Annotated in this window: 12 protein-coding genes; 5 read left to right on the top strand and 7 right to left on the bottom strand. The window is 64.7% G+C overall.

Going from position 1 to position 12696, the window contains the following annotated elements; all coding sequences use genetic code 11:
• Positions 1-126: 126 nt before the first annotated feature.
• Complete coding sequence (gene fabA / locus ACVMB1_RS17585) at positions 127-657, bottom strand: bifunctional 3-hydroxydecanoyl-ACP dehydratase/trans-2-decenoyl-ACP isomerase (protein WP_076830245.1); 531 nt, start codon at positions 655-657, stop codon at positions 127-129.
• Positions 658-690: 33 nt separating this feature from the next.
• A complete protein-coding gene (locus tag ACVMB1_RS17580) occupies positions 691-1320 on the bottom strand; it encodes a TetR/AcrR family transcriptional regulator (RefSeq protein WP_076830137.1) in 630 nt (209 codons plus the stop codon).
• A gap of 99 nt (positions 1321-1419) precedes the next feature.
• Between ACVMB1_RS17580 and ACVMB1_RS17575 the strand changes: the two genes are divergently transcribed.
• On the top strand, positions 1420-1602 hold the full coding sequence (locus ACVMB1_RS17575; RefSeq protein ID WP_244558903.1) for a hypothetical protein: 183 nt from the start codon (positions 1420-1422) through the stop codon (positions 1600-1602).
• A gap of 375 nt (positions 1603-1977) precedes the next feature.
• On the opposite strand, the gene ACVMB1_RS17570 is transcribed toward ACVMB1_RS17575, so the two are convergent.
• The 5 genes from ACVMB1_RS17570 to ACVMB1_RS17550 form a co-directional block, all read right to left on the bottom strand.
• Complete coding sequence (locus ACVMB1_RS17570) at positions 1978-2592, bottom strand: transglutaminase-like cysteine peptidase (protein ID WP_026192955.1); 615 nt, start codon at positions 2590-2592, stop codon at positions 1978-1980.
• 332 nt (positions 2593-2924) lie between these two features.
• On the bottom strand, positions 2925-3542 hold the full coding sequence (locus ACVMB1_RS17565) for a PilZ domain-containing protein (protein ID WP_028342942.1): 618 nt from the start codon (positions 3540-3542) through the stop codon (positions 2925-2927).
• 149 nt (positions 3543-3691) lie between these two features.
• Positions 3692-5245, bottom strand: a complete 1554-nt coding sequence (locus ACVMB1_RS17560) for an FAD-dependent monooxygenase (RefSeq protein ID WP_076830241.1) — start codon at positions 5243-5245, stop codon at positions 3692-3694.
• Between the two features lie 274 nt (positions 5246-5519).
• Complete coding sequence (locus tag ACVMB1_RS17555; RefSeq protein ID WP_076830134.1) at positions 5520-6479, bottom strand: acyl-CoA desaturase; 960 nt, start codon at positions 6477-6479, stop codon at positions 5520-5522.
• A gap of 161 nt (positions 6480-6640) precedes the next feature.
• Positions 6641-7318 carry a hypothetical protein gene (locus ACVMB1_RS17550; RefSeq protein ID WP_143271051.1) on the bottom strand — a complete coding sequence of 226 codons (678 nt, stop codon included), beginning with the start codon at positions 7316-7318 and terminating at the stop codon, positions 6641-6643.
• A gap of 88 nt (positions 7319-7406) precedes the next feature.
• Here ACVMB1_RS17550 and ACVMB1_RS17545 point away from each other — a divergent pair, with 88 nt between their 5' ends.
• The 4 genes from ACVMB1_RS17545 to plsY all read left to right on the top strand — a co-directional run bounded on the left by ACVMB1_RS17545 (position 7407) and on the right by plsY (position 12508).
• Entirely contained in the window at positions 7407-8558 is a 1152-nt protein-coding gene (locus tag ACVMB1_RS17545) for a zinc-binding dehydrogenase (RefSeq protein WP_076830128.1), read from the top strand.
• 167 nt (positions 8559-8725) lie between these two features.
• Positions 8726-10621 (top strand): patatin-like phospholipase family protein, encoded by a 1896-nt coding sequence (locus ACVMB1_RS17540; protein ID WP_253623744.1) that lies wholly within the window; start codon positions 8726-8728, stop codon positions 10619-10621.
• Positions 10622-10679: 58 nt separating this feature from the next.
• The gene (locus tag ACVMB1_RS17535; RefSeq protein ID WP_076830122.1) at positions 10680-11819 is read left to right on the top strand and encodes an amidohydrolase/deacetylase family metallohydrolase; all 1140 of its coding nucleotides are present in this window, start codon (positions 10680-10682) and stop codon (positions 11817-11819) included.
• 35 nt (positions 11820-11854) lie between these two features.
• Positions 11855-12508, top strand: a complete 654-nt coding sequence (gene plsY, locus ACVMB1_RS17530; protein ID WP_076830239.1) for a glycerol-3-phosphate 1-O-acyltransferase PlsY — start codon at positions 11855-11857, stop codon at positions 12506-12508.
• Positions 12509-12696 lie beyond the last annotated feature (188 nt).

Raw genomic sequence — 12696 nt, 5'->3', positions numbered from 1 at the left:
CCGGGGGGTGTGTAGACCACTGCGGCAGCAGCGAAATTTGTATCATATGTTAGTTTTCGACCGTGCTGCCCGGCCTGCTCGAGGCACGATCGGCCTCTGGCCGACCCGAACTCAACCTCCCCGAATTCAGCCTCTGGGCGCGATCAGGCCGACCCGCATGTCCTTTGCCAGATAGACGCAAGCGCCGTCTGCGAGCACCCGGCCGTCGGCGATGCCCAGCACCAGCCGGCCGCGCCTGGCCTGGCGTATGTCGACCTCATAGCGCACCAGCCTGACATCCGGCGTGATGTGCCCCCTGAACTTGACCTCGCCGACCCCGAGCGCGCGGCCCTTGCCGGGCGAGCCCGACCAGCCGAGCCAGAAGCCGATGATCTGCCACATGGCGTCGAGGCCGAGGCATCCGGGCATCACGGGGTCGGCGGCAAAGTGACAGGCGAAGAACCAATGGTCTGGCGCAATCTCGAGTTCGCTAGCGACATGGCCCTTGCCGAACGCGCCGCCGTCCAGGCTGATCTCGGTGATGCGGTCCATCATCAGCATCGGCGGTGCCGGCAGCTGCGCATTGCCCGGGCCGAAATAGCCGCCTTCGCTCGAGCGCAGCAGATCCGGCTTGCTGTAGGACGATTGCGGTGCGTGAAAATCGTGCGGATTGAACAAGATGGCCACCGATGTTCGGGTTCTGGCTGAAGCTTAGCTGCGGCTGCGCCGCGTGGCTCTTGGCCGCGCGGACATGGGTTTGGCGGGTAAGCGCAGCGCGGCGGCCATGAAGGCCCAGATGTCGCCGGTCAGCCTTGCCGGATCCGGCCGTCTTTCGCTCGTGAGCGCGCCGATCAGCGCCTGGCGGATGCCGCCGATCATCAGCGCGATGGTGAGGTGAGGGTCGATGCCGCCGGGCACGATCCCGTCGCGCTGGGCCGCTTCGATCATGCGGGCGCCGGCGTCAAGCTGCCGGCCGGTGAAGGCGGTCTCGACATCGAGCACCTCGGGCGCGCGGCTGAGCGGTCCGATCACGAGGGGCGCAAACGGGTGGTCATAGTGAAAGGCGACATAGGCGCCGATCCGCTCCTTTTCCCGGTCCGCCCAGTCCGTGGCGGACAGCTTGGCACCGCCGAACGCCGCCGCATCAAGTTGTTCATAGAAGCCTTCGACCACGGCGGCGATCAGGCCGGCCTTCGATCCGAAGTGGTGGTAGGCGAGCCCGACCGAGACCTGCGCCCGCCTTGCGACGGCCTGCATCTCGAGGTGCCCATGGCCCTCGATGAGCTCGGCCTGCGCTGCCGAGAGCAGCCGTTCCCGTGTCCCGAGGCTCGCCGCGTCCATCGTGGCCCCATAAGCTGAATTGAATTCAATTCAATATCGCCGATGCTAGGATGTCAAGCCGCCGACGTGGATGGCAAAGCGAGCCGGTGAAGGAAGGCGATGGCGTTTGCGATCAAGACCGAGATCCGAAATCCGCGGGCGAAGGTGTTCACCTTCACCGCGCAGAAGACCATGTACGGCGGCAAGCACATCGCGGCCGATGACATCGTGTTCGTGTTCGCGAGCGAGGGCGGCAGCGGCCTGATCGCCCGCGCGGCGACGGCCGGCCCGAGACCGAGCTGAATTTCAAATTCTATCGCCAGGCCACCAACAAGATCGTCGGCATCTCAGACGAGACCGCGGCGTTTCTCGAGCGGTTCTTCTAGTGTCCCGAATCCGAAGTTCGCATCATTTGCCGCACCTTCGGAGCGAACTTCGGATTCGATAAGGACACATAGCAAACTTATGATTCTAGTGTGCTTTATGAAATGTGAAGTTCGTGAAAGTGGCTGCCGCGAAATCGCACGAACTTCGCATTCAGCACACTAGGCGTCGGTCGACGCCGCTCAAAAAAGGTGCGGCCACCCTTTGGGGGAAGGGTGGCCGCGCGCGAACCGGTCTGGGACGGGGAGGGGTGGGGATGTGACCGGGTCGCGAACTCGAAATTTCCTGTTCTGCTCAGCGCGAGCTTGCCGTTGCAACTGCCGGGCGGTTGTCACCGAGCGAGACCCACACATTGGGATCGCCCTGCGACTGCCGCTTGACGAAGCGGTAGCCAGTGTCGGTCCAGGCGACGATGCTCTCGTTCTGGTTATCGAGCACGAACTCGCCCTTGTCGGTCTTCACCGTCAGCACTGCGTGGCCTTCGCCCTTCTTGTCGCGGACCACCGTGATCAACAGCGCCTCGCGGGGCCAGCCGGCGTCCATCAGCATCTTGCGCTTCAGGAGCACGTAGTCCTCGCAGTCGCCGTAACCGTCGGATGGCAACGACCATTTCTCGATCACGCCCCAATGATCCATGTCGGTCATCGGCTTGATGGATTCGTTGACCCACTTGTTGACCCGTACGAGGTCCCGCCAAGCGGTCTGCGACAACACGATGTCGCGTGGTTGCGTCGCGCCGCCGCGGCATTCGCCCGGATTGTCGGCACAGAATTCGACCCAGCCGATCGGCGAACGCGCAACGTCACCCAGGCTGGCGTAGACCACGTCGCCGGCCTTGGCCGACACGCACGTCGCAAACAGAATGGCGGCAACCGCCAAACCTTTCCCCTGTCCCCTGAACCCAAACATCGTGGCCCCCGTTCTTCTTGTTGGGACCACGTTTCGCACAAAGCTTTTGCGCCGCCGCTAAGTACGCAAAGTAGATTTGACGCGAATACTGGTAAAACCTGCGGCGAATTCGAACTGTACTTGAATCGAATTCGTGTAAAATTTGAAACAACTGCAATTGATTCAAATTTTATGCATTAACGCCGCGCGCGCTGCGCCAGCGCGATTTGTTGCGCCAAACGCTGCGGCCGTTAACCGCCGATTTTCACCGGGCCAAACGCGCCGAAGGCGGCCACCGGTGCACCGGTGGCCGCCTTCGCGGGCCAAAAAAGGGGTCTTGAGCGGTTTTCGCTTTACCTCGCGGTAACGCTCTCTTCGAGCGTTTCCGCCGATTGCTCGTGGACGAACTCGAGCGCGAAGCCTTCCTCGAGATTTCGCACCACGCGGGACTGTACCCGCCCGAGCATCACGAGCGATTTCAGCGGCGGGCGGTTCTCGGCAGCAATCGCAGCACCGGACAAGGAAAGGTCGATGATGCGGCAGGTCATCCGCGTGCCGTCTTCCTGGGTCAGCAGGGCGATCGGGTTGCGCGGCACGATACGGTCGTGGCGGCGATCCTCGGGCAGATTGAGGATGTCGCGGTTGGCGAGCCAGGTCAGCTGTGCGGCGAGCTTGTCGCGCTTGCGCGCGGTGGCGCCGATCGTCATCGCAAAGCCGTTGTCGATGATGCGGGTGATGCGTCCCTCGACCCGGCCGATATGGTCGAGATAGGCGATCACACGGTCGCCGACATTGCCGATGCCCGGCGCCAGCAAAGCTAGGCCGCCCGGCGACATGTTGATAATCTGGCAGGGAAACTCGCGCCGGTCGGGCAGCATGTAGCGGCCGAGCAGGTGCACCTTGACGCGCTGGAAGCGCCGCCGCTCCTCGGCTACGGGGACGACGGTAGTTTTCTTCTGTGCAAACGACATCACGACAAACCCGGCCACCGTCCATTCGGAGCCCCGACGACCCTAAGGCTGATAGGGTTAACGGGGCGTTACGGTTGTGAAAGGGAACTCGGACACGGAGCGAGAGAGACGAGCGACGAACACGTGCACCGTACCCGAGGACGTCAGGCTCATTCATGTGCCGCGTCAGGTTCTCCGAACCATCGCGATGCGGCTTGAGCAGTTTCCTCCAGATCCGGCTCAATGTCTGTGGCCCAAGCCACAAACCCGTCGGGTCGCACCAGCACCGCCCTCAAGCCGAGCCGATCGCCGACCTCGCATGCGACATAGCCGATCCGCCCATGCCAGCGATCGGCAAGCGTTTGCAGGGGCGCGCGCCGATCAAAGTCCAGCAGCAGGCCGCGACCATCCCTGAGCAGCTCGCCGAGCTTAGCCCCGCAGGCGAGCTCGAAGTCGGGCGCGCTGCGGCCCGCCAGCGGATGGTTGCTGCCAAGATCGTAGCGCAGCGTAACGCCCCACACGCGCTCGGCAAAGTAGGTCGCGCCGTCTGATGTCGCGATCAGGTCGCGGATGATGGCTTCGAGCGCGCGCGAACTTCGGCTTGGCCGCATCAGCGCGACTTGGGCGCGCGACCAGTCCAGCACCTGCGCGCCCACCGGATGCCGCTCACGCGAGTAGCTGTCGAGCAGGTCCACCGGTGCGTCGCCGCGGATCGTGGCCGCGAGCTTCCAGCCGAGGTTCATCGCATCGCCCAGCCCGAGATTGAGCCCCTGGCCGCCGAGCGGAGAATGGATATGCGCGGCATCGCCCGCGAGCAGCACGCGGCCCTTGCGGTAATCCGTCGCCTGACAGGTGCGATCGGTCCAGGTGGTGGCAAGCCGGAGCGCCGTCAACGTGACGTCCGTGCCGGAGACGCGGCGCAGCACCGCCTGCACATGCTCGCGCGTGATCGGCCGGGTTCGGTGGAAGGCGCCGCCGTCGAACTCCACCGTCGCGATCGTGCCGGGCCGTGCGTAGGTATACATGCCCGTCGGCGTGTAGTGACGGCCGGTACGGAGCTTGTCCGGATCTGATATCTCGACCTCGACCGAATAGCCGGTGAACTCGGGATCGGTGCCGACGAATTCAAAGCCGCCGGCCTTGCGCACCATGCTGCGGCCGCCGTCACAGCCGACCAGCCAGGGCGCATGGAACGTCTCGGCACCGGCGCGACCGGTGACGCCGTCGTCCGACTGATCGAACGCATCGACACTCAGGTCGCGCCTGATCTCAACCCCCATCGCGGTTGCGCGCGCGGCGAGGGCGGATTCGAGCGCCTCCATCTCGACCGCCATGCTGGTGCCTGCCGGGCTCGGCAGACGAAACGGCCATTTCGACGTGTCGAGATCATCGTGAAAGAACTGGATGCCGGCAAAATGGCCGGCCGGGCGGCGCGGATGTTGCATCCAATGTGTGCCGTTTGGCGTACTGGCCGTGCCATCCTGCACACGCTGAGCCACCGCGATGTCATCCAGCATCCCGCGACGATAGAACGCCTCGATGCTGGGCGCCGAAAGGCCGCGCATGCCGAAGGGCAGCCGCTTCAGCGGCGAATGCGGGTCGGCGGCCTGCTCCAGCACCAGGACCGAGCACCCCGCGAGCCGCAGCTCGCAGGCGAGCATCAAGCCGACGGGGCCGGCACCGGAAATCACGACATCATGGGGAAGGGGGCGGCTGGCGTGCATGAACTGCTCCTTTGTCGGTGTTCGACCGGAGCGGTTCGTCGGGTTGAGAACCACACGGACGAACATTGGGCGCCTGGATGGCGTCCGGTGTTCGTCGTGGGGATCTCATGCACGAGGCAGGAGACCAGAGCTTTCGCTTTCGAAAGGACTTCGTTTCCGAAAGGACTTTCGTTCTCGAAAGGACTTGGGCTTACCAAGCCAAGTCTGCCTTTTCCGACGCGGCGTATATAGCTGCGTGGCGTTCGATCCGCAACGGAAGATGCGCGGCTGCGGATTACTGGAACAATGCGCGGCCGCGATGTCGCGGCGCGACTGTATCGGCGTTGCCTGGTTCGTCGACGCGGCGCGCGCCCGGGCGGGGCGCAAGATCGTCCGGCGTCTTGATGTTGCTCGCGAGTCCTGCGGCTTCGAATGCCTTGATCAACCACCAGCCGAGGTCGATCTGACCCGGCAGCAGCCCGAGCTTCGCGGAGCCGGGATAGGCGTGGTGATTGTTGTGCCAGCTTTCGCCCATGCTGATCAGGCCCGCGATGCCGACATTGTAGCCCTGGGCCGCGACGCCTTCGATGATCCAGGTCTGTCCGCCCTTGCGATGCGAGTAATGACCGATCAGCCAGTGACCGGTGACGCAGACGGCGACGCGGACGCAGATGCCCCAGACCAGCCAGCTCCACGAGCCGATCGCGAGGAACAGGATCGCCCAGGGCAATTGCTGCCACATCCAGGTTCGCTCGACGAAGGCGTAGAAGGGGTCATCGGCGAGCCGCCGTTCGAGCCGGAATTCGGGCGGGTGTTTCGGCACCAGCGTGCAGTGCAGTTGCCACCACGCGTCGCGCCAGAAACCCGCGCGGTGGCAGGAGTAGTCGTGACACGCCGTCTGGCGCTGCGCCCAGTCGCGGAAATCGTGCAGCCGCACCATGCCGTAGGGGCCGGCCATCCCGACCAGCGTGCCGAGATAGACGCAGAGCCGCTCCAGCCACAGCGGACAGTCGAAGCTCGCATGGATCAGGCGGCGGTGCATGCCGACCGAATGCCCGAAGCACAGCGTGATCGCGCTGGTGACGATGAATAATGCGAACGCGCTCCACGTGAACAGCAGCGGCCCGAGGATGATCGCGACCGCGGTCATGCTGCCAAGCCACAGCGACTTCGCCGGCGCCCATCGCACGCGCCCGTCCAGCGGATCGGTGCTGGCGTCCACGAAGATTCGCTCCGAGCCGGGTTGCGGCTTCATTCCGTCACCTGAGGTTGCATCGCAGGTTGCGGTGAAGCGATCGTCGCTGTCAATCGGCCGCGCACGTCCGTCATGTCGCAGCCCATATTGGCGTCTGCGGCGGATTCACCTAGGTGACGGCGCCCGGCGGATACGGGGTGTGCGGAAGCGGCGCGGTGAGGTTATTTGGCCTCGGCGTCCATTTCCGGTTCGACAGCCGTTTCCGGTTCGACTGCCACCGCTGGTGGTTCAACAGCCACGGCTTTCAGCATCTTTCGTTTCGCCGCGCGGACCTCAATCTGCAGCGGCGGCTGATAGGATTCGCTTGGCGGCACGAAGACGAAGGCATGGTGTCCATCGCCCTTGTTGAGCTTGAGAAGATCGTTGCGGAACTGATCGGCGACGACTTCGCCAACGAGATTGCCGTTGAAGTAGATATCGATCGCGACCCTCTTGTCGGGGTGTTGGTTGTACAGCGCCCAGCCGGAAATCCTTTTTTCGTTGACGACGTCGACATGGCCGGTGATCTCGCCATACAGACTCTCGATGCCGGCCTCGATCACCTCGAGGTCGCTCCTGTAGATCGATCTCGTCACATCGAAGCTGAAATTCGCCGTATCGACGCATTGGTCCAGCAAGCCCTGTCGATGCTCCTTCATCCGTTGCAGCGTGTCCAGTTCGCCCAACTTGACGTACATGCCGACGATACCTTCGATACCAGGATTCATGGTGTCATTCCCCGCAATGCTACCAGCCAATTCGCCCTCGGCTGCTTTCACAATCGATGCCTCCTTGCGGAAAATACTCCGCCAGGACGAGAAGCGCCTCGTTCCGCCAAGGTCTGTCATCAAGACCTTCATGACAGGCCTTCATGACATCCCAATCGTCCTGACTTAAAGTCGGCTCGGCCGAACCCGGCCCAACGACAAGGACAGGGAGAGCGAACCGATGGAGCAGATCCGCGTCTGCACGCATGATGGACCTGGAGCCAAGCCGGTAATCCGGACAGTGCCATGGCCGGAAATCGGCAAAAAGGCGGCCTTGATCAAGGTGGGTGCCTGTGGCGTTTGCGGAACCGATCTGCACATCCTGAAGGGACATTGGCCGAAGCCGTTGCCGTGGCCGTTCACGCTCGGCCATGAGCTCGGCGGCGTGATCGTGGAATGCGGCGCGGAGTTCACCGAGGATTTCATGAGCAAGCCGCTGCAGGTGGGATCGAAGGTGATGATCCCGCCCTTGATGCCGTGCGGCCGCTGCTACTACTGCATCCATTATCCCGAGAGCGCCAACAAATGCCTGACGCCGGTCTATTACGGCCGCTATCTCGGTTTCGACAAGGCGCCGCACATGTGGGGCGGCTGGGCTGAATATGTCTATGTCGATCTCGACATGCTGCCCGGCACCAAGATCTACAAATTGCCCGACGACATGTCGCTGCGGCTCGGCGCGCTCTCCGAGCCTCTGACCTCCTGCATCCGCGCCTTCAACCGCGCCACCCGCGCCGGCGGTTTCAGCTGGGGCGACACGGTGGTGATCCAGGGCTCGGGGCCGATCGGTATCCTCGCGGTCGCCGCCGCGCAGGAAATGGGCGCGGGGCGCGTGATCTGCGTCGGCGCGCCGGAGGCGCCGCGCCTTGCGCTGGCGCGCAAGTTCGGCGCCGAGGCGACCGTCGATATCGAGCAGCTCAAGACGCCGGAGCAGCGCATCGAGGCGGTGCGTGACATCGTCGGCGGTTTCGGCGCCGACCTCGTCATGGACTGCTCGGGCCATCCGACCGCCGGCCCCGAGGGCATCGAGATGCTGCGCGACGGCGGCACCTATGTCGAGATGGGGCAGTTCACCGATGCCGGCTCGATCAACACCTCGTGGCACCGCATCTGCACCAAGGATCTCAACGTGCTCGGCTCCTGGGGCTTTACCGGCAACGACCTGCCGCTCGGCGTCGACATGCTCTACCGCACGCGCAACAAATATCCCTGGCTCGACATGCAGACGATCTATCCGTTCACCGAGGACGGCGTCGCCCGCGCGGTTGCCGACGCAATGGCGATGAAGACGGTGAAGTCGACCATCGTGCCGTGGCCGGAATTGGTCGGGTGAAGCAGATCGCGGATGCTGCAAATCCTGCTGCAGTGCTCCCAAGGATTTGTGTCCAGGGTGCGGCCGATTGGGCCCTGATATCGCTCGCCGGGACGACGGCCCGGCGCTAACATCGGATCATGCATTCGAACCGTGTGCCGCCGAGCGCGACGTTTGCGTGGGGAAACGTGTCCGAGGACTTCGCGCTGTTCAGAACCCTCAGCGCGGAGCAGCGGCTGATCGCCTTTGGCGCAATGACCCGGCGCGACCTCGTGCGCGGCGAGCTGCTGGTCGAGCAGGGCGGCGCCTCCGACGCGCTGTTCCTGGTGCTGCATGGCGCGCTCGCGGTGTACCGAACCAGTCATCCCGAACCGATCGCGGAACTTCGCGCCGGCGAACTGGTCGGCGAGATCGGCTTCTTTGCCAATATCCCGCGCACGGCCAACGTGATTGCGATCCGCGACACCAGCGTGCTGGTGTTGACGCGCGCCGCCTATACGACGCTGGCGCGGGAAACGCCCGAGATCGTCGAGGCGCTGCTGGCTGCGCTCGCGCGGCGGTTTGCCACCGAGACCGCGCGTCTGTTGCCGCTCCGGGCGTCGCCGAAGGCGCGCACTGTCGCGCTGATCCCGGGCGGACGGGAACCGGTGCCTGCCGCCTTTGAGCACAGGTTGCGCGAAGGCCTTGCCGCTGCGGGTGCCGAGATCGTCGACCTCGCGCGGGTCCAGGCGATGTTTCCCGGCCGCGCGCTCGACGCATCCGAGGTCGCCGACTGGCTCAACAGGATCGAGTACGACGCGCCGCTGGTGGCCTATTTCGGTGGTCCCGACGCATCGGAGTGGGCGCGCAAAACCATCCGCCAGGCCGATCTTGTCGTGTTCGCCTGCCGTGGCCATGCGCCGACGCCCGATCTGACCGAGATCGAACGCTTCGCCTGCGCCGTGCATCCGGCGTCGACGCGGCGTCTCGTCCGGGTTCATGACGTCAGGCGCCACGAGGTCAGCGGCACCGCGGCGTGGCTGGCGCGGCTGCCCTGCTTCATGCATCATCACGTCGCGCTCGAGGACCAGCTCGACATCGACAGCCTGGTTCGCTTCCTGTGCGGTCGCGCCGTCGGATTTGTCGCCGGCGGTGGCGGCAGCCTCGGCACCGCGCATGTCGGCGTCTACAAGGCGTTTCGTGAGCGCGGCGCGATGTTCGACATCTTTGTCGGCACCAGCGTCGGCTCGGCGATGGCGGCGGGCTTTGCCAAGAACTACGACGCCGAGCATCTCGAGCGCGGCACGCATGAGATCTTCGTCTCCAGTCGCAGCTTCCGCCGCCCGACCTGGCCGCGCTACGCCTTGCTGGACCACAAGGCGTTCGATGCCGCGCTCGCCGATCAGTACGGCCACAATTGCCGGATCGAGGACTGCTGGCGGCCGTTCGCGGCGGTCGCGACCAATCTGTCGACGCACAGTCTCGAATTGATCCGCACCGGTCTGCTGTGGCACGCGGTGCGGGCGTCGAGCGCCATCCCCGGTCTGCTGCCGCCGTTCTATACAAAGGACGGCTCGATGCTGGTCGACGGATGCCTCGTCGACAACGTTCCGCTGGCGCAGATGCACCAGATGAAGAGCGGACCGAATCTGGTGGTCCATTTCGGCGACCCGGCAACCGAGATGTTCGACGTCGACTATGCCGCGCTGCCGGGGCGGCTAGAGCTGTTTGCGTCGCTACTGACGCCGTTCCGCAAGAAATTGCTTCCGGCCGCGCCGAGCGCCGTCAACGTGCTGTGGCGAAGCCTCGTCGCGCATCAGCGCTATGATACGCTGCCGACCACGCCGCTCGACATGGTGATGCGTCCCCCGACGCCCGACGGCATCGACGTCACCGATTTCGACCGCCATCAGGAAATCTTCGAATCCTCGTACCGCTGGGCCCGCGAGACCATTGCTGCCTCGGAGGCGGCACATAATCCTGCCATTGCGGCCATCGTCGCGTCGGCCAACGAAGCGGACAAGGGATCGGACATGGTCGCCGACGAGGGCGTGGATCGCGCGACAGCGACCGCGCCGGTTTCTGAGCAGGCCCGGGTCGGTTGAGCGGCTTGCGGGCGCCGGCGAAGTCGACCATCGTGCCGGACCGAATCCGGAGAACACGATGCCTTTCGATTTGATCCTGCGCGGCGGACGGGTGATCGACCCGTCGCAGAAACTCGATGCCGTGACCGATGTCGGCTTTGCCGCGGGCAAGGTCGCTGCGCTCGGCCGTGAGTTGCAAGCCGATCCCGCCACCGAGGTCCGCGACGTCTCGGGGCTGATCGTCTCGCCGGGGATCATCGACCTGCACACCCATGTCTATTGGGGCGGCACCTCGCTCGGCATCGATGCGGAGGAGTTTTGCCGCAACTCCGGCGTCACCACCTCGGTCGACACCGGCAGCGCCGGCCCCGGCAACTTTGCCGGCTTCCGCAAGCATGTGATCGAGCCGAGCCAGGTCCGTATCCTCGCCTATCTGCACGTCTCGCACGCCGGCATCTTCGGCTTCTCGGATCGCGTGATGGTCGGCGAGAGCGAGGAGCTGCGGCTGATGAATCCAATCGATGCGGCGCGCGTCGCCGACGAGAACCGCGACCTGATCGTCGGCATCAAGGTGCGGGTCGGCCTGTTCGCCTCGGGCACCTCGGGGCTGGTGCCGCTCGAGATCGCGCTCGAAGTTGCCGAGCAGGTCGGCATGCCCCTGATGGCGCATATCGACCATCCGCCGCCGAGCTATGAGGAGGTGCTCGCGCGCCTGCGTCCGGGCGACGTGCTGACCCATGCGTTCCGTCCGTTCCCCAACACGCCCGCGACCGCGCAGGGCACGGTGAAGAAGGTCGTCCTGGAGGCGCGCGAGCGCGGCGTGCTGTTCGACATCGGCCATGGCAAGGGCTCGTTCGCCTTCAGGACGGCGCGCGCGATGCTCGCCAACGGCTTCTATCCCGACACCATCTCCTCCGACATCCATCAGCTCTGCATCGACGGCCCGGCATTCGACCAGGTGACGACGATGTCGAAATTCCTCTGCATGGGGATGCCGCTGCCGGACGTGATCGCGGCGTCCACCGTCAATGCCGCGATGGCATTGCGGCGGCCCGAGCTCGGCAGCCTCAAGCCGGGCAGCGTCGGCGACGCCACGCTGCTCTTGGTCCGGCAGGGGACGTTCGACTATGTCGATGTGGTCGGCGAGCACCTGACCGGCGATCGCAAGATCGCATCCGAAGGCGTCGTGATCGGCGGACGCTGGTGGCATCCGCGTTAGGATTGATCGCCGCCGCGGGCATCGAGGTGACTGGCATGATCTTCTGGATCGCGGGTGTGGCTGGACTGGCGATCGCCTATCTGCTCGGTTCGACGCCGACGGGGTATCTGGCGGGGAAGCTGCTGAGGGGCATCGATATCCGCCAGCATGGCTCCAAATCCACCGGGGCAACGAACGTATTGCGAACCCTGGGGAAGTGGCCCGCATTGGCGGTGCTCCTTGTCGACGTGCTGAAAGGCGTAGCGGCAATCCTGTTCGCCCGCTGGTTTTATCCCTGGTTGTACACCTTGCCATCCGTCACGCCGCCGGCAGCGCTTGATCCGCAAACCTGCGTGTCCTGGGCTGTCTGCCTGGCCGGGCTTGCCGTGTTGCTAGGGCACGGCCGTTCGATCTGGCTGAATTTCACCGGCGGCAAATCCGCTGCGACCGGGCTCGGCGTGTTGCTGGCGATGTCCTGGCCGGTAGGCCTCGGCGCTGCGGCGGCCTTTGGCGCTGTGGTGGCTGTCTTTCGGATTGTCTCCCTCGGCTCGATGCTGGCGGCATTGACGGCGATCGTCCTCGTCTGCGGCCTGGAGCAACCGTTGCCCTATCGCTTGCTGGTGATCGCAGGCGGCATCTACGTGATCGTGCGCCATCGTGCCAACATTCAGCGGCTGCTGGCCGGCACGGAGGCGCGGCTCGGGCATTGATAAGTGGTTCGGATTTCCTCAGAGAAGGCCGATCGATCAATCCGATGATCCGGCCTCGAGCGCTCCGGAGCGAAGCCGGTACCGGTTCGCGTTAAGAAAACGCGTTTGAACCATGGATATGGAATCCCGTTCCGATTCAATCGGAACGGGGAAGGCTCTAGTCGGCGACGACCGGCCCGAAAGGCTGC

It is taken from the genome of Bradyrhizobium sp. USDA 4504 (assembly GCF_054063995.1).
Note: the sequence above shows the minus strand (reverse complement) of the source record. Positions and strands in the feature narration are given on the sequence as shown.

Coding starts and splice junctions, on each gene's coding strand:
- ACVMB1_RS17580 (WP_076830137.1), bottom strand. CDS start 1,320: ATGGACGCGGCGAGCCTCGGGACACGGGAACGGCTGCTCTCGGCAGCG.
- ACVMB1_RS17575 (WP_244558903.1), top strand. CDS start 1,420: ATGGCGTTTGCGATCAAGACCGAGATCCGAAATCCGCGGGCGAAGGTG.
- ACVMB1_RS17570 (WP_026192955.1), bottom strand. CDS start 2,592: ATGTTTGGGTTCAGGGGACAGGGGAAAGGTTTGGCGGTTGCCGCCATT.
- ACVMB1_RS17565 (WP_028342942.1), bottom strand. CDS start 3,542: ATGTCGTTTGCACAGAAGAAAACTACCGTCGTCCCCGTAGCCGAGGAG.
- ACVMB1_RS17560 (WP_076830241.1), bottom strand. CDS start 5,245: ATGCACGCCAGCCGCCCCCTTCCCCATGATGTCGTGATTTCCGGTGCC.
- ACVMB1_RS17555 (WP_076830134.1), bottom strand. CDS start 6,479: ATGAAGCCGCAACCCGGCTCGGAGCGAATCTTCGTGGACGCCAGCACC.
- ACVMB1_RS17550 (WP_143271051.1), bottom strand. CDS start 7,318: ATGAAGGTCTTGATGACAGACCTTGGCGGAACGAGGCGCTTCTCGTCC.
- ACVMB1_RS17545 (WP_076830128.1), top strand. CDS start 7,407: ATGGAGCAGATCCGCGTCTGCACGCATGATGGACCTGGAGCCAAGCCG.
- ACVMB1_RS17535 (WP_076830122.1), top strand. CDS start 10,680: ATGCCTTTCGATTTGATCCTGCGCGGCGGACGGGTGATCGACCCGTCG.
- plsY (WP_076830239.1), top strand. CDS start 11,855: ATGATCTTCTGGATCGCGGGTGTGGCTGGACTGGCGATCGCCTATCTG.